General features: G+C 68.9%; 15 protein-coding genes. 12 read left to right on the top strand and 3 right to left on the bottom strand.

Features of this window, described 5'->3' with window-relative positions; genetic code table 11:
- The first annotated feature begins 65 nt into the window (after nucleotides 1-65).
- The 5 genes from N1027_RS00660 to N1027_RS00640 all read left to right on the top strand — a co-directional run bounded on the left by N1027_RS00660 (nucleotide 66) and on the right by N1027_RS00640 (nucleotide 5,342).
- Nucleotides 66-947 carry a biotin--[acetyl-CoA-carboxylase] ligase gene (locus tag N1027_RS00660; protein WP_259503930.1) on the top strand — a complete coding sequence of 294 codons (882 nt, stop codon included), beginning with the start codon at nucleotides 66-68 and terminating at the stop codon, nucleotides 945-947.
- Nucleotides 948-958: 11 nt separating this feature from the next.
- Nucleotides 959-1,690, top strand: a complete 732-nt coding sequence (locus N1027_RS00655) for a PH domain-containing protein (RefSeq protein WP_259503928.1) — start codon at nucleotides 959-961, stop codon at nucleotides 1,688-1,690.
- 627 nt (nucleotides 1,691-2,317) lie between these two features.
- Complete coding sequence (locus N1027_RS00650; protein WP_259503917.1) at nucleotides 2,318-3,454, top strand: 5-(carboxyamino)imidazole ribonucleotide synthase; 1,137 nt, start codon at nucleotides 2,318-2,320, stop codon at nucleotides 3,452-3,454.
- A 17-nt stretch (nucleotides 3,455-3,471) separates the two neighbouring features.
- On the top strand, nucleotides 3,472-3,972 hold the full coding sequence (gene purE, locus N1027_RS00645; protein WP_259503916.1) for a 5-(carboxyamino)imidazole ribonucleotide mutase: 501 nt from the start codon (nucleotides 3,472-3,474) through the stop codon (nucleotides 3,970-3,972).
- Nucleotides 3,969-5,342 (top strand): LCP family protein, encoded by a 1,374-nt coding sequence (locus N1027_RS00640; protein ID WP_259503915.1) that lies wholly within the window; start codon nucleotides 3,969-3,971, stop codon nucleotides 5,340-5,342. Before purE ends, N1027_RS00640 begins: the two co-directional genes overlap by 4 nt.
- 477 nt (nucleotides 5,343-5,819) lie before the next feature.
- Here the strand turns inward: N1027_RS00640 and N1027_RS00635 are convergent, their stop codons facing one another.
- The 3 genes from N1027_RS00635 to rfbB are packed head-to-tail and all read right to left on the bottom strand — an operon-like array spanning nucleotide 5,820 to nucleotide 8,817.
- On the bottom strand, nucleotides 5,820-6,959 hold the full coding sequence (locus N1027_RS00635; RefSeq protein ID WP_259503913.1) for a glycosyltransferase family 4 protein: 1,140 nt from the start codon (nucleotides 6,957-6,959) through the stop codon (nucleotides 5,820-5,822).
- The gene (gene rfbD, locus N1027_RS00630) at nucleotides 6,959-7,816 is read right to left on the bottom strand and encodes a dTDP-4-dehydrorhamnose reductase (protein ID WP_259503911.1); all 858 of its coding nucleotides are present in this window, start codon (nucleotides 7,814-7,816) and stop codon (nucleotides 6,959-6,961) included. The genes N1027_RS00635 and rfbD overlap by 1 nt, the downstream gene beginning before the upstream one ends.
- A gap of 14 nt (nucleotides 7,817-7,830) precedes the next feature.
- Nucleotides 7,831-8,817: a dTDP-glucose 4,6-dehydratase gene (rfbB, locus tag N1027_RS00625; protein ID WP_259503909.1), complete on the bottom strand. Its 987-nt coding sequence runs from the start codon at nucleotides 8,815-8,817 to the stop codon at nucleotides 7,831-7,833.
- Nucleotides 8,818-9,050: 233 nt separating this feature from the next.
- Here rfbB and N1027_RS00620 point away from each other — a divergent pair, with 233 nt between their 5' ends.
- The 7 genes from N1027_RS00620 (at nucleotide 9,051) to N1027_RS00590 (ending at nucleotide 19,984) form a co-directional block, all read left to right on the top strand.
- Nucleotides 9,051-9,617, top strand: coding sequence for a GtrA family protein (locus N1027_RS00620; RefSeq protein ID WP_259503907.1), 567 nt, complete (start codon nucleotides 9,051-9,053; stop codon nucleotides 9,615-9,617).
- Complete coding sequence (locus N1027_RS00615) at nucleotides 9,617-10,456, top strand: glycosyltransferase family 2 protein (protein ID WP_259503906.1); 840 nt, start codon at nucleotides 9,617-9,619, stop codon at nucleotides 10,454-10,456. The genes N1027_RS00620 and N1027_RS00615 overlap by 1 nt, the downstream gene beginning before the upstream one ends.
- Nucleotides 10,453-12,279: a hypothetical protein gene (locus tag N1027_RS00610; protein WP_259503903.1), complete on the top strand. Its 1,827-nt coding sequence runs from the start codon at nucleotides 10,453-10,455 to the stop codon at nucleotides 12,277-12,279. Before N1027_RS00615 ends, N1027_RS00610 begins: the two co-directional genes overlap by 4 nt.
- A 14-nt stretch (nucleotides 12,280-12,293) precedes the next feature.
- Nucleotides 12,294-13,403, top strand: coding sequence for a glycosyltransferase (locus tag N1027_RS00605; protein ID WP_259503902.1), 1,110 nt, complete (start codon nucleotides 12,294-12,296; stop codon nucleotides 13,401-13,403).
- Nucleotides 13,393-14,526: a dTDP-4-amino-4,6-dideoxygalactose transaminase gene (gene rffA / locus N1027_RS00600; RefSeq protein ID WP_259503900.1), complete on the top strand. Its 1,134-nt coding sequence runs from the start codon at nucleotides 13,393-13,395 to the stop codon at nucleotides 14,524-14,526. The genes N1027_RS00605 and rffA overlap by 11 nt, the downstream gene beginning before the upstream one ends.
- A 144-nt stretch (nucleotides 14,527-14,670) precedes the next feature.
- Nucleotides 14,671-15,741: an acyltransferase family protein gene (locus N1027_RS00595; RefSeq protein ID WP_259503899.1), complete on the top strand. Its 1,071-nt coding sequence runs from the start codon at nucleotides 14,671-14,673 to the stop codon at nucleotides 15,739-15,741.
- Between the two features lie 109 nt (nucleotides 15,742-15,850).
- Nucleotides 15,851-19,984 carry a glycosyltransferase gene (locus tag N1027_RS00590; RefSeq protein WP_259503898.1) on the top strand — a complete coding sequence of 1,378 codons (4,134 nt, stop codon included), beginning with the start codon at nucleotides 15,851-15,853 and terminating at the stop codon, nucleotides 19,982-19,984.
- Nucleotides 19,985-19,988 lie beyond the last annotated feature (4 nt).

The following is a 19,988-nucleotide window of genomic DNA, read 5'->3' as shown; positions in this document are numbered from 1 at the left end:
GAAACCCTACAAATGCGGTCGGTGAGCTTGTGGGCCGCTGAGCCGCCGTCCGGTAGCTTGGCCGCATGGAAAAGCCTGCGTCGCCGCCCGCCCTGCCGCTGTCCCGTGCCGTCGCACCCCGGCTGGAGTGGATGGCGCAGGTGGGCTCCACGAACGATGTGCTCGTGCAGGCGGCCACCGGTCCGTCGGCCTCGGAGTGGCCGGATCTCGCCGTGGTCGCCACCGACAACCAGGTGTCGGGCCGCGGGCGCCTCGGCCGCGTCTGGACCGCGCCTCCCGGCCGCGCACTCGCGATCTCGGTGCTGCTGCGGCCGCGCGGCGCATCCGGAGACCTCGTGCCGGTCGACCGCTACGGGATGCTGCCGCTGCTCGCGGGGGTGGCGATGGCCCGCGTGGTGACGGGCCTGGTGCAGACCGCGCGCATCCACACCGCCCACAGGCTCGCCCGCGAGACCGTGAGCCTGAAGTGGCCGAACGACGTGCTGATCGGCGAGAAGAAGGTGTCGGGCATTCTCGGCGAGCTGCTGTCGACCGGGCAGGGTCTCGTGATCGGCGCGGGCGTGAACCTCACGCTCACCGCCTCGGAGCTGCCGACGCCGACGTCGACGTCGTTGCTGGTGGCCGGGGTGGAGCATCCGTCGCCCGATGCCGTGATGGCCGGCTACCTGCGCGACTTCGGCATGCTCTACGAGCGCTGGCTGGAGCACGACGGCGACCCGGTGGCGAGCGGCCTGCTCGATGACGTGACGCGGATCACCGGAACGATCGGCCGCGCGGTGCGCGTCGAGCTTCCCGGCGGGGTGTTCCGTACGGGGGTCGCCCGGGGCGTCGACGAGACGGGACGACTCATCGTCGACGACTCCGAAGGCGGTTCGCCGCTCGTGGTCTCGGCAGGCGATGTGACGCATCTCCGGCACGACGACGGGCTAAACGGCGAAACGCGGTAAGAATGGGGCGTATGGCCAGGCGCACCGACGAGACGGACTCCTTCACCTCCGTCGTGCGCGGGCCGGGCCCCGTGCTTTCCGCAACCCAGCCCGGGTCGTCGCGATCGCCGCAGGGCGCTCGGCGCGGCGACAAGCCGGGGCACGGTGACGGCACCTACCCGCCGGGAGCGACGCCGTCGCGCAACGACCCGGCCGCGACCGAGCGATTCGGCTGGGGTGCGGCGAACGTCGACCCCGGCTACACCACCTCGGTCGAGCCGCTGCGTCCGACGGCGCCCGAGGTCGTGCTGCTGCGCACCCGTCCGCACGCCCGCCGTCTCACCCTCTCGGTTCTGGTGCTCTTCGCCACCGTCACCGCCTTCGGCTACTTCGGCGGCCGCTTCCCCGAGGAGTGGCAGAACTGGACCGCTCTAGCCGTCGCCTGCGCCCTCGTCTTCTTCGTCACTCTCCTGCCTTTCCTGGCGTGGCTCGGCCACCGCTACACCGTCACCACGCGTCGCATCATCGCGCGACGCGGCATCCTGGTTCGTCAGCGACAGGATGTCTACCTCGCGCGGGTGACGGATGTGCGCCTCCGCCGCACCCCGCTCCAGGCCGCATTCGCGTCGGGCGATGTGCGGGTGGTGGCGGGGCCGGATCTCACCCTTGTGCTCCGCGACGTGCCGTCGGCGCGGCTCGTGGCCGACCTGTTGGGTGATCTCACGGAGCACCCCACCCCGCCGTCGCATCTGCCGTTGCAGTAGGGTACCGGCCCGCCGCCCTTCGGGCTCGCCCGGCCTTCGGCTGGGCGGGCCCTTATTGCTCGCGCCGCCGCTGCTGCGGCGCGAGGCGACATGTTCGCGTGAGGTCGCTTCGCGGCCTCGCGCTCACCCTGGGCTGGCTGAGCGCGGCCCGCGGCCTTCGGTCTCGTTGCCTTCGGCCTTCGTCCGCCGGCCCCATGCCTCCGTGCTGAGGCGTGCGTCCTCCGGCGTCATTCTTCCGTCCTCTGGCCCCCGCACCCGGCGTCCTTCTTCCGTCCTCTGGCCCCCCCGCGCCCGCACCCGGCGTCCGGCCTCCGTACCCCGGCCTCCCGCCTGTCCTCCGGTTCGGGAGGAGGGGACTCGCACGAGGGTCGTATACGAGAGTCTTTGCGCGCTGCTCCTCCCGAAACGACACAGGAGGCCCGACGGCCGCATCTGAGAGGCCGCATCGCGTTTGGCGGCCCGACTATTGGCCGCGCCAAACCGAACGCAACAGGCCCTACTCGACGACCCAGGGTGAGCGCGCGGCCGCGAAGCTACCGCACGCGAACATGTCGCGCGGCGCCGGGCAGGGACCGGCGACGCCCGGCGAGGCCGCGCGAAGCACGGCCCCGCCGGTAAACTAGAACAGTGACTTTCGTAGTGGGCGTTGTGGGCGGCGGACAGTTGGCGCGGATGATGGTTCCGCCTGCGGTGGAGCTCGGCATCGAGATCCGGGTGCTTGCCGAGACCGAGGGGATGTCGGCCTCTCTCGCGGCGACCGCCGTGGGCGACTACACCGACCTCGAGACGGTGCGGGCCTTCGCGCGCGGCGTGGACGTGCTCACCTTCGACCACGAGCACGTGCCGCAGTCGGTGCTCCGTGCCCTCGTCGACGACGGCGTGCAGGTGCACCCGGGCCCAGATGCCCTCCAGTACGCGCAGGACAAACTGCGGATGCGCGAACGACTCGGCGAGCTCGGCATCCCGATGCCCGACTGGGCTCGCGTCGAGAACGCCGAGCAGCTCGACGCCTTCATCGCCGAACACGGCGGCCAGGCCGTTGTGAAGACGGCACGCGGAGGCTACGACGGCAAAGGCGTGCGGGTGGTCTCGGCGGCCGCGCAGGTGGAGGAGTGGTTCCTCGCCCTCGATGAAGACGGCCGCGGGGGAGCGTTGCTCGCCGAGGAGCTGGTCGACTTCCGCCGGGAACTCTCCCAGCTCGTCGCCCGTCGTCCGAGCGGCGACATCACGCTGTGGCCCGTCGTCGAGTCGATCCAGAGAGACGGTGTCTGCGCCGAGGTCATAGCCCCTGCTCCCGGTTCGGCCGGCAAGGTGGCCGAGATGGCCGCCCAGATCGGCACCACGATCGCCGCGGAGCTCGGCGTCACAGGAGTGCTCGCGGTCGAGCTGTTCGAGACGACGGATGAACGCATCCTGGTGAACGAGTTAGCCATGCGTCCGCACAACACCGGTCACTGGACCATCGACGGCTCCACCACCAGCCAGTTCGAGCAGCACCTCCGCGCGGTGCTCGACCTTCCGTTCGGCGCGACCGGCTACCGCGACCCGTGGTCGGTGATGGTGAACATCCTGGGCGGCCCCACCGAGAAGACGCTCGACGAGGCGACGACCCTGGCGATGGCCGACCAGCCTGCCGCGAAGATCCACCTCTACGGCAAAGCGCCCCGCCCGGGCCGCAAGATCGGTCACGTCACGGCGAGCGGCGAGGAGCTCGACGAGGTTGCGTTCCAGGCGCGTGCCGCTGCGGCCTTCTTCCAGGACTGACATTTACAGTTAGGGTCATGCCCGAACAGAATCCCGTCGTGGGCGTCGTCATGGGGTCGGATTCCGATTTCACCGTCATGAGCGACGCCGTGCAGGTGCTCGCCGACTTCGGCGTGCCCTACGAGGTACAGGTCGTCTCGGCGCACCGCACTCCCGAGAAGATGATCGCCTACGGCAAGACCGCCCGTGAGCGCGGCCTCAAGGTGATCATCGCCGGGGCCGGCGGGGCGGCGCACCTGCCGGGCATGCTGGCATCCGTCACCACGCTTCCCGTCGTGGGGGTTCCGGTGCCGCTCTCGCGACTCGATGGCCTCGACTCTCTGCTCTCCATCGTGCAGATGCCTGCCGGCATCCCGGTCGCAACCGTCTCGATCGGCGGCGCGAAGAACGCCGCGCTCATCGCTGTCAGCATCCTGTCGACTTCGGATGATGGGCTTGCTGAGAAGCTGACCACCTACCGCACCGAGCTCAGCGAGCTCGTCGAACGCAAGAACTCGGACCTGCAAGCCCGCCTATGACCGCATCCACCGCGAATTCCACCGCCAGCCCGATCCGCTACCCGGACGTCTCCTCTTCGAGGGCGATGACCGTGCGGGGCTGGTGGCTCGTGGTGCTCAATTTCCTGATCCCCGGTTCGGCGCAGGTGCTCGCCGGCAGCCGCAAGCTCGGCCGCTTCGGCCTCTACTTCACCTTCGCGATGTGGGTCATGGCGATCATCGGCATCGTCATCTACCTCATCTGGCCGCAGGTCATCTTCTCGATCGCCACCAACCCGATCCCACTCGGCGCCGTGCAAGTGGTGCTCGTGGCCTACGCGGTGCTCTGGGTCATCCTGACGCTCGACACGCTGCGACTCGTGCGCCTGGTGCGTGTCGGCACGCGAGCCCGGCCGGCGCTCGCGCTGTTCTCCGTGGTGCTCCTCGCCGTGGTCTCCGGCGGCGCGGCAGCGGGTGCTTACTACGCCAACGTCGCTCAGAGCGGTCTGAACGCGGTGTTCCAGGCCCAGGCCGCGGCCGAGCCGCCGGTCGACGGGCGATACAACATCCTCCTTCTCGGCGGTGACGCCGGCCCTGACCGCGACGGGATGCGGCCCGACAGTATGACCGTGGTGTCGATCGAGGCCGACACCGGCCGGGCGACCATGATCGGCGTACCCCGCAACCTGGAGCAGGTGCCGCTCGTGGCCGACTCGCCCCTGATCGGCACCGACTACGCGCCCGACGGCAGCTACGACTGCGGCAGTGACTGCCAGATCAGCTTCCTCTACCCGCGTGTCATGGCCTTCGACCCCGACATGTATCCGAACGCCGTGGCCGAGGGATCGAACTCCGGCGTCGAAGCCACGAAGGATGCGATCGAGGGTGCGCTCGGCATCACCATCCAGTACTACGTGATGATCGACATGCAGGGCTTCTCCGACCTCATCGACGCGCTCGGCGGTGTCGACATCAACGTCACTGAGGCGCTGCCCATGGGCGGCGATGAAGACGGCAACGAGATCGAGGGCTGGATCTGGCCCGGCGAGCAGCACATGAACGGCTACACGGCCCTCTGGTACGCCCGCTCGCGACACACCACGAGCGACTACGACCGGATGCAGCGCCAAGGCGAACTGCAGACGGCAATCCTGCAGCAGTTCCAGCCGGTGAACGTGCTGACGAAGTTCCAGGGCATCGTGCAGGCGGGCACCCAGGTCGTGCAGACCGACATCCCGCAGTCGACCCTGTCGTACTTCATCGACTTGGCCTTGAAGACCAAGGATCTCCCGATCGACCGCATCGACCTGACGCCGCCGCTCATCGACCCGGAGGACCCGGACTGGGACACCGTGCGTTCGACGGTGGCGAGCGCCCTGGTGCTCTCGACGGCGACCGATACAGCGGGCTGAGTCTCGCCCACGACGTTTGCGGGGCGGACATGGGGGTACCGCCTCGCCGCTTCCCGCGATGCGCGGCCTGCGGTCGCGCGTCGCTTATTGCTCGCGCCGCCGCTGCTGCGGCGCGAGGCGACATGTTCGCGTGCGGTCGCTCACGCGGCCGCGCGCTCACCCTGGGGCGTCGAGCGCGGCCCGCGGCTTGCAGTCTCGTTCCCCAAACCGTTGGGTGACGAGAACGAATCGACGGAGGCATCGCGCAACTACGGGCGGAGGCTCCGTAGTTTCCGCTCTAGGGATCGAAGCTCCGTCGTTTCGCACACATCCGCACGGGGCGGCACGCAACGGGCCGTACTCGACGGCCCAGGGTGAGCGAGCGGCCGAGGGGTGCGACCGCAGGCCGCGCCTCTCGACCGCACGCGAACATGTCGCGCGGCGCCGGGCAGGGACCGGCGACGCCCGGGCCGCCCGAGCGAAGCCCGGGCCGCACGGCTACAAATCAGCGTGCAGCTGCCAGACCTTGTCGGCCGAGTCGCGCCACGAGAACGCACGCGCGCGGTCGAGGCCCGAGATCGAGAGGCGGTTGCGGAGGGCGGCATCCGTCGTGACCGTGTGGATCGCATCCGCCAGCTGGCCCGGGAATTCGGAGGGCTTGGTGCGCTCGACCACGAACGTCGAGCCGGCCGCCACCTCGAGCAGCGCCGGCACGTCGGCGTGGATGACGGGGGTGCCGAAGTTGAACGCCTCGACGACCGGGAGCCCGAAGCCTTCGGCCTGGCTCGGGTAGACGAAGACGGTGGCGCGCTCCAGGGCGAGCGCGAGATCGCTGTCGCTCAAGAAGCCGAGCACGTGGATGCGCGACGCGTCGACTCCGGCAGCTGCGGCGACCGTGGCCACGTCGACATCGCCCCAGCCCTCGGGCCCGGCGATCACGAGCGGCAGATCGGCGATGGAGGGCTCGGCGAGCGCCTGGATCAGCGACGCCAGCCCCTTGCGCGGCTCAAGGGTGCCGACGGCGAGCACGTACCGCGAGGGCAGCCCGAGCGCCTCGGCGCGCGAATCGGGGTCGGACGGCAGCCGCAGCTCCTCGCTCACGGCACCGCCGATCACGCGGATGCGGTCGCCGAAGTTGAAGTACTGCGAGAGCTCCTGCGCCACGGAGTGCGTAGGCACCACGATCGCGTCAGCGAACTTCGCAGCACGCTTCGCCATGGCCTTGTGCCAGGTGACGCCGCGCGGGGTGAGGGTCTCCGGATGCGTCCACGGAACGACGTCGTGGATGGTCACGGCGGTCTGCGTACCGAGCTCTTCACGCCGGTCGTGTCGGCGCAGGGGTGCGAGCATGCTGGTGGCGTGCACCATCCCGCCCCCGGAGGAACCGATGATGCCGTGCTGCCAGGCAGCTGACAATTCACGCCGCGGCAGGGATGCCCGGTGCAGCCCCGCGAGCCCGGGAAGTCGGTCGCGCACCGAATCCACGGTCTCGGTCGGCACGGCCGACACGATGCCCTCGACGTCGCAGTTGCGCGGCGCGGTGGCGATCAGCTGCCTGGTCAGTTCGAGCGTGTAACGACCGATACCGCCCGGTACGGGAGCGACCAGCTGGTCGATGATCACCCGTAGCGTGGCCATTACTCTCCAAAAACTCCCGAGGTCGCCGCGGCATGGAGCGCAGCTCGCCAGTCTCGCATGGGCTCTAATCCTGCTCGGGACCACGCGTCGTGCCCGAGTACGGAGTACGCGGGACGCGGGGCAGGACGAACAAACTGCGAACTGTCTGTCGGCTTGACTTTAGCAGGGTCGAGTCCGGCTTCCTGAAAGGTTGCCTGGGCGAAATCGAACCAGGAGCCCTGGCCTGAATTGGTGCCGTGGTAGACGCCGGCCGGTGCCTCCGAGTCGGCGAGCAGCACCAGCTGGCGGGCGAGATCCGCCGTCCAGGTGGGCTGGCCGACCTGATCCTCCACCACCGAGACGCTCTCGCGCTCCGGGTCGCGACCCAGGCGGAGCATGGTGGCGGGGAAGTTCGCGCCGTGCTGCCCGTAGAGCCAGGCCGTGCGCACGACATAGCCGCCCGCCGGGTTGAGGCCGAGCACGGCCTCCTCGCCGCCGGCCTTGGTGCGGCCGTAGGCGTTCAGCGGGTCGCGCGGCTCGTCTTCGGGGTAGGGCGAGGTGGCCGAACCCTGGAAGACGTAGTCGGTGGAGATCTGGATGAGCTTCGCCCCGGTCGCGGCGGTGGCCTCGGCGAGCGTCGCGGGGCCGACCGCGTTCACCAGTCGGGCGGTCTCCTCGTCGGTCTCGGCCGCATCCACCGCGGTGTAGGCGGCGCAGTTGAAGACCACGTCGATACCGGCGACAGCGGATGCGACGGCTGCGGCATCCGTGATGTCGAGTTCTGAACGGCTCAGGGCGACCACATCGCGACCCGAGAGGGCCGAGACGAGGTCGTGGCCGAGCATGCCGGCAGCGCCGGTGATGAGATAACGCGTCATGAGGCGGTGCCCGCTCAGACCAGCGCGGCGCGGGCCTTGAGGGGCTCCCACCAGGGGCGGTTGTCGCGGTACCACTGCACCACGTCGGCGAGGCCCTGCTCGAAGGGCACGAGGGGCTCGTAGCCGAGCTCGTTCTGGATCTTCGAGATGTCGACCGAGTAGCGGAGGTCGTGGCCGAGGCGGTCGGCGACGCGGTCGACGTACGACCAGTCCTTGCCGGTCGCATCCAGCAGCAACTGAGTGAGCTCCTTGTTGGTGAGCTCGGTGCCGCCGCCGATGTTGTAGATCTCGCCGGCGCGGCCGTTCGCCAGCACCATGGCGATGCCACGCGTGTGGTCGTCGACGTGCAGCCAGTCGCGGATGTTGTTGCCCTCGCCGTAGAGCGGCACGTGCTTGTCGTCGATCAGGTTCGTGACGAACAGCGGGATGACCTTCTCGGGGAAGTGGTAGGGCCCGTAGTTGTTCGAGCAGCGCGTGATCGACACGTTCATGCCGTGGGTGCGGTGGTAGCTGCGGGCGAGCAGGTCGCTGCCGGCCTTCGACGCCGAGTAGGGCGAGTTCGGCTCGAGCGGGCGGTCTTCGGCCCACGAGCCTTCGGCGATGGAGCCGTAGACCTCGTCGGTGGAGACGTGCACGAAGCGCGGCAGCTTGTTGCGGAGCGCTGCGTCGAGCAACTGCTGGGTGCCGAGCACGTTGGTCTCGACGAAGATCGAGGCGTCGCGAACGGAGCGGTCGACGTGCGACTCGGCGGCGAAGTGCACCACCGCATCCAGGCCCGGAAACAGGTCGTCGAGCAGCTGGCCGTTACGGATGTCGCCGTTCACGAAGGTGAGGCGCGGGGAGTCTTTCACCGGAAGCAGGTTGTCGAGGTTGCCGGAGTAGGTCAGCGCGTCGAGCACCACGACCTCGGCGCCCTCGAGCCCTGGGTAGGCGTCTTCAAGGGTGCGTCGAACGAAGTTCGAGCCGATGAATCCGGCTCCGCCGGTCACAAGAATCTTCATGGTGTGGGGGGTCTCCTCGCATCAGTGTCGCCCACGATTCTAACCGGAGGGCCCTGGGTGCCCTCCCCGTCCCCCCTCCCGAACCGCCGCCGCGATCGAGTGGGCACGTTTCGTCGCACGAACTCGCGCTGTGCGACAAATTGTGCCCATCTCGATGGAGGCCGAGCGGGGGATCGGTGCGGGGACGGGTGTCGTGGGGTCGGCTCGGAGGTGCGGGGCCCTAGAGTGACAGCGTGAAAGAGGAGGGCGCGGAAGGCGCCGAACGCCCCGGCCTCATCCTTCGCCTCATCAAGGATCAGCGCGTCGCCTTCCTCCTCGTCGGCGCCACCAACACCGGCGTCGGGTTCCTCTTCTTCATCGCCTTCGACCTCACCGTCGGCGCCTGGCTCGACAGTGCCGTCAACGAGACGATCGGCTCGCTGGGTACCCTGTTCTGCGCCCACGTGCTCGGGGTGCTGTTCGCGTTCGTGATGTACCGCCGCTTCGTGTTCCGCGTGAAAGGGCACGTCTGGCGCGACCTGGCGCGATTCGAGAGCGTGTATCTGGTGGCCATCGCCATCAACGCCGTCATCCTGCCGATCCTGGTGAACCTCGGTTGGAACCGCATCCTCGCGCAGTTCTCGATCCTCGTCATCACGACTCTCATCAGTTGGTTCGGGCACAAGGGGTTCTCCTTCCGCCGCGAGGCCGAAGCGGCCACTGAGGTCGAGTCCGCAGAGCACGCCGAGCAGGCAGAGCACGCAGCGCCCGCAGCACCAGCAGCGCCCGCGAAACCGGATGAGACGGAGACGAACCGCTGATGCCCCGCCTCTCCGTCGTCATCCCCGCTTTCAACAACGCCGACTTCATCGCCGACGCCGTGCGCTCGGTTCTCGAGCAGGACCACCCCGATTTCGAACTCGTGATCGCCGACCACTCCTCCACCGACGCGACCCGGAAGGTGCTCGAACGGTTCGAGCGGGACCCGCGCGTCACCCAGCTCGACACCCCCGCGGGCGGGGGCGCCGAGGCCAACTGGCGCCGCGTCTCCGACGCGGCCTCCGGCGAGTACCTCAAGCTTCTCCCGGGCGACGACCTGCTCTACCCGGGCGCGCTCCGTGCACACAGCGACGCCCTCGACGCGCATCCGGGGGTGGTGCTCGTGTCGAGCCCCCGCGACATCCTCGACGCCCACGGCCGCGTCACCATCAAGAAGCGGGGTCTGCAGGGCGTGGCCCGTCGAGTGCAGCCTGGGGTCGAGGTGATCCGCCAGACCGTGCGTCGAGGCACGAACGTCTTCGGAGAACCCGGATGCGTCACGATGCGCCGCGAGACCCTCGAGCAGGCCGGTGGCTGGGATGCCCGGTTCCCCTACCTCATCGACCAGACTAGCTACTCGAAGGTGCTGCTGCGCGGCGACTACCTGCCCATCGACCAGGCGTTCGCCGGGTTCCGGGTGAACCAGGGCCAGTGGAGCGTCGCGCTGGTGAACGAGCAGGCCGCCCAGGCCAAGGCCTACCACGCGTGGTGCCGGGCGCAGGCGCCCGAGACGATCAGCGCATCCGATGTCTGGCTCGGCAACCGCCGGGCCGAGTTCATGGCGCTCGCCCGGCGTGCCTACTACACCCTCAACCGACCCAGGATGTCTGCCACCGCATGAACCGAATCGACGCCCTCGCTGCACGGCTCGCCACCTGGCGCTGGCTTCCGTATGCCGTGGCCGCCCTGCTCTCCTTGGTCGCCGTGTGGTTCGGGCTCGACCTCTGGAACCTCGACTGGAAGGTGCCGCTCTACTACAGCGGCGACGCCCTCGCGGTGGGATCGCACTTCAAGACGATCATCGAGTACGGCTGGTTCACCCACCAGCCCGACCTCGGGGCGCCGTACGGGCAGTTCTACAACGACTACCCACAGGCCGACAACCTGCACTTCCTCGTCGCGAGCGTGCTGCGGGTGTTCACGCACGACTTCGGTGCGCTGATGAACATCTACTTCGTGATCGGCTTCCCGCTCGCGGCCGTCACGGCGGTGTGGTTCCTGCGCCTGGTGGGCGTGAGTCGCACCCTCTCCGTGGCGCTCGGCGTACTGTTCTCGATCGCGCCGTACCACTTCATCAAGGGCGAGGGCCACCTCTTCCTGGCCGCATATTTCGTGGTGCCCCTGGCGCTCGGAATCCTGTACCTGGTGGCCACCGGGCAGCCGTTGTGGTCGCGGCGCATCCTGAGCGGGCGCAACCTGGCGACCGTGGGCATCCTGGTGCTCCTCGGCACCGCGTCGAGCTACTACTCGGTGTTCGTGGCGCTGGTGCTCGCCGTGGTGGGCCTCGCGAAGCTCTGGCAGACGCACGCGTGGCGCCGGTTCTGGGGAGCGGCGGCGGCCGGCGGGGTGATCGCGCTGACCATGGTGATCAACCTCCTGCCCGACCTGATCTACCGCCTCGCCAACGGCGCCAACGAGGCCGTGCTGGTGCGCAGCCCTCCGGAGGCCGAGCTCTACTCCTTCAAGATCGCGTCGCTGCTGCTGCCCGTGCCCGGCCATCGCTTCGGCCCGTTCGCCACGCTCCGGCAGCTCTACGACACCTATTACCCGCTTCCCTCCGAGGCGCCCGCGCTGGGTCTCATCGGGGCCGCCGGATTCGTGGCGCTCATCGTGTTCGCCGTCTACTTCCTGCTCTCGGCCGGCAAGACCCGTTGGCGGGCGCCGAAGCAGTATGTGCGCACGCTCGCCATCCTGGCCGGCATGACCCTCGTCGCCTTCTTGTTCGGCACGGTCGGTGGCCTCTCGACGCTGCTGTCGTTCGTCGACTTCCCGATCCGCTCCTGGAACCGCATCGCCATCCTGATCGCCATGCTCGCCCTTGCCGCAGTGGGCCTCATCCTCGACCGCTTCGTGCGCTGGGTGCTGCGCAAGACCCGATCCCGGCGAGCGGATGCGCCCACCGGCCACCCCGCCACACCGCCTTCCGCCCGTCGCTGGATCGTGGCGGTACCCCTCGCCGTAGTGCTGATGCTCCTCGCGGTGTGGGACCAGATCCCCCCGATCGACCCCGCCGCCCGCGCGGCCACCGTGGCGAGCTACGACTCCGACGATTCGTTCGTGCAGCAGGTCGAGCAGACGGTGGCGCCCGGATGCCTGATCTACCAGCTGCCGTACATCCCGTTCCCCGAGTCCCCGCCGGTGAACGGTGTCACCGACTCCGACGAGCTGCGACCGTTCCTGCACTCCGACGACCTGCGCTGGTCGGCGGGCGGCATCAAAGGCCGGGCGCCGATCGACGACGTCGGCGCCTACGCCTCCTTGGCCGTGCCTGCGATGCTCATGGCCCTGAATGGGATCGACGCCTGCGGCATCGTGGTCGACCGCGCGGCGTACACCGATCACGGCGACGACATCGTGGCGCAACTCGAACGGGCGACCGGCACCGGCGCATCCGCGTTCGACTCGGCCGACGGCCGCTTCACCTTCATCGGCACCGCACCGTGATAGCTTCTGGTTCCGTGGAGAGTACCGGCCTTGACGAGACCACGGAGTACACCATCTCCGTCGTCGTACCCGTCTACCAGGGGGAGCGCACTCTCGCCGCGGTGGTGGCGGAGCTCGAGCCCTACACCCGGGGTGCCCGCACGCCCGACGGTGTCTCGTACCGCATCTCCGAGGTCATCCTCGTGCACGACAACGGGCCCGACCACTCCGACACCGTGATGCGGGCGCTGGAGATCCAGTATCCCTTCGTGCGCATCCTGTGGCTGAGCCGCAACTTCGGGCAGCACGCGGCCACCATCGCGGGAATGGCCACGTCGAAGGGCCGCTGGATCCTCACCATGGACGAGGACGGCCAGCACGACCCCGCGTCGATCGGCGCCTTCCTCGACACGGCCGTGCGCGAACGCGCCGGCGTGGTCTACGCCCGCTTCACGAACGAGCGGCCGCACGGACTGTTCCGTGCTGCGGCCTCGAAGTCGTCGAAGCGGATGATGCGCACCGCCTTCAACCTGCCCGACGCCAGCCAGTTCCAGAGCTACCGCCTGGTGCGCGGCGACATGGGCCGCAAACTGGCGTCGTTCGCGGCGACGGGGGTCTACCTCGACGTCGCGCTGTCGTGGGTGACGAACCGCGTGGCCACGAGCCCCACGGTGCTGCGCACCGCCGACGGCCGGGTCTCCGGCTACTCGCTGCCCGCACTCTTCGCCTACTTCTGGCGCATGGTGCTCACGAGCGGCACCACGGGCCTCCGCGCCGTGAGCGTGCTGGGCGGAATCATCGCGTTGATCGGGTTGATCATCGCGATCTACGTGGTGGTGTCCCTCGCGGCGGGCAACCCGGCCGGCACCGACGGCTGGGCCTCGCTCATCGTGGTGGTGCTGCTGTGCTCAGGTGCCATTCTCGTGGCTCTCGGCGTCATCGCCGAATACATCGGCGTCTCGCTCAACGTGGCCATGGGCCGCCCGCTCTACCTGGTCGTCGACAACCCGGAGACGATCATGCCCGAGGAGGAGTCGGCCGACCCCGAGCACGTGCTCACCTCCGAGATCCCACCCCTCCCAGCCGTTCGGCCCGAACCGACCGTCGCACCTCACGGAACGGAACCCACGCCCGGTGCTCGATGAGATCGTGTTCAGCCGCCCCTACCGCTCGGCCGACGAGCTGGCCAACCTCGAGGCGGTGCTGCGCTCCGACCACTCGCACGGCGACGGCGCGTTCACGGCCTCCGCGACCGCGCGGCTGACCGATCTGACCAGTGCGCCGAACGCCCTGCTCACGACCTCGTGCACGCACGCCCTCGACATGGCGTCGATCCTGCTCGACCTCGGCCCGGGCGACGAGGTCGTGCTGCCGAGCTTCACCTTTCCCTCAGCCGCGACCGCCGTGGTGCTCCGCGGCGCCACCCCGGTGTTCGTCGACATCGACGAGTCGACCGGCAACATCGACCCCGCGCAGGTCGCCGAAGCGATCACCTCGCGCACCCGAGCGGTGACTGTGATGCACTACGGGGGCGTGCCGGTCGATCTCGATTCGATCCTCAAGATCACGACGGATGCCGGCATCCCGCTCGTCGAAGACAACGCGCACGGCCTGGGCGGCCGCGACGGCTTCCGGATGCTCGGCACGGCAGGCGTGCTCGCCACGCAGAGCTTCCACGACACCAAGAACGTGCACTGCGGCGAGGGCGGGGCGCTGCTGATCAACGACGAGGCGTTGCTCGAGCGGGCCGAGATCGTGCGCGAGAAGGGCACCAACCGGGCCCGGTTCCTGCGCGGCGCGGTGGACAAGTACACCTGGCAGGACGTGGGGTCGAGCTACCTGCTGAGCGAGCTGAACGCCGCCGTGCTCGACTCTCAGCTGGCGTCGTTCGAGACCATCCAGACCGCCCGGCACCGGGTCTGGGACGCCTATGCCGACGGCCTGGCCGAGTGGGCCGACGACCTCGACCTGCGCCTGATGTCCGACGATCCGACGCTGCAGCACACTGCACACCTGTTCTACGTCGTGATGCCCGACCACGACGGGCAGACGGAGCTCATCTCTCACCTGCGGGGGCTCGGCATCCGTGCCGCCTTCCACTACGTGCCGCTGGATTCGAGCCCGGCCGGTCAACGCTTCGGGCGCACGTTGCGCCCACTCGAGCGCAGCGCCGCGTTCTCGTCGCGGCTCGTGCGCCTTCCGCTCTGGGCCGGGATGACGGATGCGCAGGTGGAGCGGGTGGTCGCCGGTGTGCGATCCTTCCGCTGACCCGGCATCCGGTCCCCAAGACAGGTGCTTGATGTTCGACAACGATTTTCCGGTATGCTCCTCTTTACCCTACGACTGTTGATGTAAACGCGCGTCTCCCCCGTGCGCCCCCGGCGGTCCTTACGACCTCGGAGCAGCACTCGGATGACGGCGAATCCTCAGCTCGGCCGACGGCCGGTGAACGCCTTCACGGCAATCAGCATCATCGGCGCGTTGCTCGTCGTGATGCGCCATTCCGGGCCGATCTTCGGCGCCGATGCCGAGACATCCTGGTTCCTGACCCTTCCGCCTCTCGGCATCTACCTGCTGCTGGCCGTGAGCGGATTCCTCCTTGTCCCCAGTTGGGAGCGTCGTCCGAACCTCGGCGTGTACGCCGGCGCGCGCGTCGTGCGCATCGTGCCGTCGCTTGCGATCGTCGTGCTGGCGACGACGTTCGTTCTGGGGCCGCTGGTCACCACGGTGAGCGGCGAGGAATACTTCGCCTCCCCGGAGACCTTTGCCTATCTCGGCAACATCGTGCTCAATCCGCATTACTTCCTGCCCGGCGTGTTCGTCGACAACCCCTACCCGCTGGCGGTGAACGGCTCGTTGTGGTCGCTGCCCGCCCAATTCGCTGCCTATCTGTTCGTGCCCGTGGTCGGCACGATCCCGTTCCGACGGCTCAGGGGAGCGACCTGGATCGTGCTGGGCGTGTGCGCCGCGGCGGCGTGCCAGATCCCCGAGCTCTCCTCGGTGTCGGTTTGGGGCAGTTCGCCGCCGGACGTGCTCCGCGTGTGGCCGGCCTTCTTCTTCGCGGCCGCCATCCGTGTGCTCATCGGGTCGCCGCGCCCGGTGTGGGGAATCGCGGCAGTGTGCGCGTTCATCGTCGTGCAGCTGTGGTTCCCGGCCCAATTGCTCCTGGCCGACTGGGCTCTCATTCCGGTGGCAGTGGCGTCGATCGGTTCGGTGGCGATCCCGGTGCTGTCGGCGGCCGGTCGATGGGGAAATCCCAGCTACGGCACGTTCTTGACCGGCTTCCCGATCCAGCAGACTCTCGTCTCGACAGTCGGAACGGACCACGCGGGCGTCCTCCTCGTCGGGTCGATGGTGCTCGCACTCGGCTTCGGCCTCCTTTTAGCGCGCACCGTCGAACGACCGCTCTCGGATGCCTTCCGGCGGTGGACCGCGGTGCGGCCCGACCCGGGGCGTGGGCGCCTCGAACCTGTCGCCGCATGAGACGAACGGTCCCAAACAGTTTCGGGGATTTCGCTTATGCTGATCCGGCCCAACATGGTGGAGTCCCTGTGTCCCCTTGTTCGACAAGCCCACAACGAGGGAATCTGCCATGAACTCCGATCTCACTCCGGCGCGCCGCCGCGCGCATGATCACGACCCGTTCGGGGTGCGCGTACTCGGTCGCACCGACGTCGACCACGCCGACGGCGCGGAGGCCGCCGTGCTCGAGATCGTGCGCGCCGCTCACGACATCTCCTCCGACAGCACCGAGATGCTCGCAGCCGCCACCGGCTGGGCCACCCGCCATCACGTCGATCCCGCCCGGGCCAACGTCGTGCGAGCGCTGGAGATCCCGGCCGATGCGCGTGTGCTCGAGATCGGCGCCGGCTGCGGCGCGATCACCCGCTACCTGGGAGAGACGGCCGCGCTCGTCGATGCTCTCGAATCGGTGCCCGCTCGCGCGGCGATCGCTCGCGAACGCACCCGCGACCTGCCGAACGTCGAGGTCTTCAGCGGCGAGCTCTCCGACGTTCCGGGTGAACCCGCGTATGACGTGGTCGTGGTCGTGGGTGTGCTGGAGCACGTCGGGAGGGGCGCCGTTGATCGTGCACCCTACGTCGAGTTCCTCCAGCAGGCGGCCTCCCGGCTGGCTCCGGGCGGCCGCCTCGTCGTGGCGATCGACAACAAATTCGGCGTCAAATACCTCGCCGGCGCCCCCGAAGGCCACACCGGCCGCTTGTTCGACGGCCTCGAAGACTATCCGCACGGCACCGACGCGCGCACGTTCAGCCGAATCGAGCTGGAGAGTCTGCTGGCCGAAGCAGGCCTGATCGCACGCACGTTAGGGGTGTTCCCCGACTACACGACCACGCGGGCCGTGCTCGATTTCGACGGCGTGCCGGATGCGGCGACCGAACTGCTCTACCGCATCCCGTCGTTCCCGAGTCCCGACGCGGCTACCCGCCGGGTCGCGCTGGTCGACGAGGGTCTGCTCTGGCGAGGACTGGTCGAGGCGGGCGTCGCTCGCGAATTCGCGAACTCGTTCGTCGTCATCGCGTCGTGGAGCGCCGCTCCGGCTGTCGCCGCTCCGGTCGCCACGACCGGGGGCGATGCCCTGTGGCACGAGGGCACGATCGCCCGGTTCTTCTCCCGAGAGCGCACTCGTGCCTCCTCCGCCCGCACGGCCGTGCGCCGCGCCGGCGACGCCGTGCTGTTCTCGCGCAGCTTCGCTGCGGAGCCGTCGCCGCTCATCTCGACCGAGATGGCCGAGTCGGCCTTCGTCGCCGGGAGGGCCTTCGACGAGGTGTTCGCGGCCGCCGACGCCGACGGGCGCCGGGAGCTGCTCGGGCGATGGAAGCAGCTCGTCGAGAGTTCGGTCGACGGCGGCGGTGTGCCGATCGACGCCATTCCGCAGAACGTGCGGATCGACGCCTCCGGCAGTCTGCGGTTGATCGACATCGAGTTCCGTTCTCCGCACATCGAGGTCGGGTTCGTGATCGAACGCGGCATCCTGTGGCTCGGCACGCAGCTCGCCTCCTCGACCGTGCCGGAGACGTGGCCGCAGTACGGGCGCATCCGCGAGCTGGTCGTCGGCCTCGGAGCCCTCGTCGATCTCGACCCGTCCGGAGCCTGGCTGTCCGGAACGGTCGCCGCCGAAGCGCGCTTCCAAGCCACCGTGACGACCCGGTTCAGCGGTGCGGAGGCCGAGCAGCTCTGGCAGCACGAACTGCATCGCGTGCTCGATCAGGATCTGATCGCCGGACCGCTCGGCCGGAGACTGAACGACCTCCTCAACGGATCGCAGCTCCGGGTCGACGAGCTCGTCGCCGAACTCGCCGCGGAACGCGCCGCCGCGGAGGAGTCGATCCTCCGGCTCGAATCCGAACGGGTGACGACGGCACACCGGATGACCGAGCTTGACATCCGTGTACACGAGCTCGACATCCGCGCACAAGAGCTCGACATCCGTGCACAAGACAGGGAGTACGTGCTCCGCACGACCCAGGACGAACTCGCCACGACCCTGAGCGAGAGCTCGCGCGCGCTCCACCAGAGTCAGGACGAGACCTTCGCCGCACGGAGCGAACTGCACGCGATCCAGTCCTCGCGGGCCTTCCGGGCGCTCGCCTACTCACGGCGACGCCTCGACCGGTTCGCCCCGTGGGGAACACACCGACGCGGGATCTACGAGCGCAGCCTCCGCGCCGCTGCCGTAGCAGCCCGCACCCTGCGTCGTTCGCCGCAGCCGGTGCCGGTGGTGCCCCGCTTCACCATGCCCACCGCCGAGTCTCCCCTCGTGAGCATCGTGATCCCCATCCACGGGAAGTGGGGCTTCACCGAGCGCTGTCTGCACTCGCTGATCCGCTGCCACGCCGGCGAGTCGTTCGAGGTGATCGTCGTCGACGACGCCTCGCCCGACGACTCGCTCGAGCGACTGGAAGAATTCGCCGGCGTGCGAGTGGTGGTTCTCGCCGAGAATGCCGGATTCACGCGGGCCGCCAACGCCGGAATCGCGGCGGCACGCGGCCGGCATGTGGTGATGCTGAACAACGACGCCGAAGTCACGCACGGGTGGCTCGATGCGCTGCTCGATGCGGCGTCGCTTCCGAATGCCGGCATCGTCGGTGCGAAGCTCGTCTACCCCGACGGCCGGTTGCAGGAGGCGGGCGGAATCGTGTTCCGCGACGCCAGCGGCTGGAACTACGGCCGCTACGGCGATCCGGAGGCCCCCGAATACAACTACCGGCGCGAGGTCGACTACTGCTCCGGTGCCGCCATCCTGATCACCCGTGCCCTCCTCGACGTCGTGCCGGGCTTCGACGAGCGCTACGCGCCTGCGTACTACGAAGACACCGATCTCGCATTCGAGGCGCGGCGGCACGGACTGACCGTCGTCTACGAACCGCGCTCTGTGGTAGTGCATCACGAGGGCATCTCGCACGGCACCGATGAGGGCTCGGGCATCAAGAAGTACCAGGCGATCAACCGCGAGAAGTTCGTCGAGAAGTGGCAGACCGAACTCGCCAGCCAACACGAGAACGACCCCGCGGTCGCCACCCGGGCATCGATGCGGAGATCGGGCCGGCAGACCGTGTTCATCGTCGACCACATGGTTCCCCGCTGGCGTGAGGATTCCGGGTCGCTCCGGATGCACCGCATCCTGAGCACCCTGATCGAGCTCGGCTACGACGTGGTCTTCCTGCCCGACAACCGCGATCGCGCGGAGCCCTACACCGCCGAGCTGCAGAGTCTCGGCGTGCTGGTGTGGTACGGCTGGAGCGACATCTGGGCGCATCTGGAGGCCATCAAGGACATCGTGTCCCTCGTAGTGCTCTCCCGGGCCACCGTGGCCTCCACATACATCCGTCACGTGCGCGAGGTGCTTCCCGACGTTCCGCTGGCGTTCGACACCGTCGACCTGCACTTCCTCCGCGAGCAGCGGCGTCTCGATCTGGCGGTGGGTGGCAACGCCAAGTCGGTGCATGCCATGCGCGAGCTCGAGCTCGCGATCGTGCGGGCGTCGGACATGACGCTCGTCGTCTCCGACTTCGAGCGTCGGGTGCTGCAGGAGATCGAGCCGCACAAGCCGGTGTACGTCTTGTCGAACTCGCACGACAGCGTGCCCAGCGCCGAGGCCCTGCCCCGCACCGAGATCACCTTCGTCGGCAGCTTCCAGCACAACCCGAACGCGGATGCCATCCGGTGGTTCATTCGCGAGGTGTTCCCGCTCGTGCGGGAGCAGGTTCCGTCGGCGCACCTGTCGGTCGTCGGACGGTTCCCGCCGAGCGACCTCCTCGACGCACCGCATCCCGGCGTCGAGTTCCTCGGCTGGGTCGAGGACGTGTCGCCGATCCACGACCGCAGCCTGGTGTCGATCGCCCCTCTCCGCTACGGCGCCGGCGTCAAGGGCAAGGTCGGCGACGCCTGGGCTCATGGTGTGCCGGTCGTGATGACCGCACTCGCCGCCGAGGGCATGCAGGTCGACGACGGACGCACCGGACTCGTCGCCGACTCCGCCGAGGATTTCGCCGCCGCTGTTGTGCGGCTGCACCGCGACCGCGAGCTGTGGAAGCGGATCGCGGAGGAGTCGCGGGCGCACGTGGACCAGGTGTTCGGCCGGGCACGCCTGGTCGAGGCGCTCTCCGAGATCCTCGCATTCTCGATCGACGATCAGGAACCAGCCGGCCCCGGCGGGGCGGGCGGAGACCGGACCGTGCAGTCCGTGGACCAGCGCGTTCGTTAGACTC

This window comes from Herbiconiux aconitum (assembly GCF_024979235.1).
Classification (GTDB): Bacteria; Actinomycetota; Actinomycetes; order Actinomycetales; family Microbacteriaceae; genus Herbiconiux; species Herbiconiux aconitum.
This window is presented reverse-complemented; position numbering and strand designations above follow the sequence as displayed.

What these genes read in the sequence shown, in the direction of transcription:
- purE (WP_259503916.1), top strand. Translation starts at nt 3,472, where the DNA reads ATGCCCGAACAGAATCCCGTCGTGGGCGTCGTCATGGGGTCGGATTCC.
- N1027_RS00635 (WP_259503913.1), bottom strand. Translation starts at nt 6,959, where the DNA reads ATGGCCACGCTACGGGTGATCATCGACCAGCTGGTCGCTCCCGTACCG.
- N1027_RS00655 (WP_259503928.1), top strand. Translation starts at nt 959, where the DNA reads ATGGCCAGGCGCACCGACGAGACGGACTCCTTCACCTCCGTCGTGCGC.
- N1027_RS00590 (WP_259503898.1), top strand. Translation starts at nt 15,851, where the DNA reads ATGAACTCCGATCTCACTCCGGCGCGCCGCCGCGCGCATGATCACGAC.
- rfbD (WP_259503911.1), bottom strand. Translation starts at nt 7,816, where the DNA reads ATGACGCGTTATCTCATCACCGGCGCTGCCGGCATGCTCGGCCACGAC.
- N1027_RS00640 (WP_259503915.1), top strand. Translation starts at nt 3,969, where the DNA reads ATGACCGCATCCACCGCGAATTCCACCGCCAGCCCGATCCGCTACCCG.
- N1027_RS00660 (WP_259503930.1), top strand. Translation starts at nt 66, where the DNA reads ATGGAAAAGCCTGCGTCGCCGCCCGCCCTGCCGCTGTCCCGTGCCGTC.
- N1027_RS00595 (WP_259503899.1), top strand. Translation starts at nt 14,671, where the DNA reads ATGACGGCGAATCCTCAGCTCGGCCGACGGCCGGTGAACGCCTTCACG.
- N1027_RS00615 (WP_259503906.1), top strand. Translation starts at nt 9,617, where the DNA reads ATGCCCCGCCTCTCCGTCGTCATCCCCGCTTTCAACAACGCCGACTTC.
- N1027_RS00610 (WP_259503903.1), top strand. Translation starts at nt 10,453, where the DNA reads ATGAACCGAATCGACGCCCTCGCTGCACGGCTCGCCACCTGGCGCTGG.
- rfbB (WP_259503909.1), bottom strand. Translation starts at nt 8,817, where the DNA reads ATGAAGATTCTTGTGACCGGCGGAGCCGGATTCATCGGCTCGAACTTC.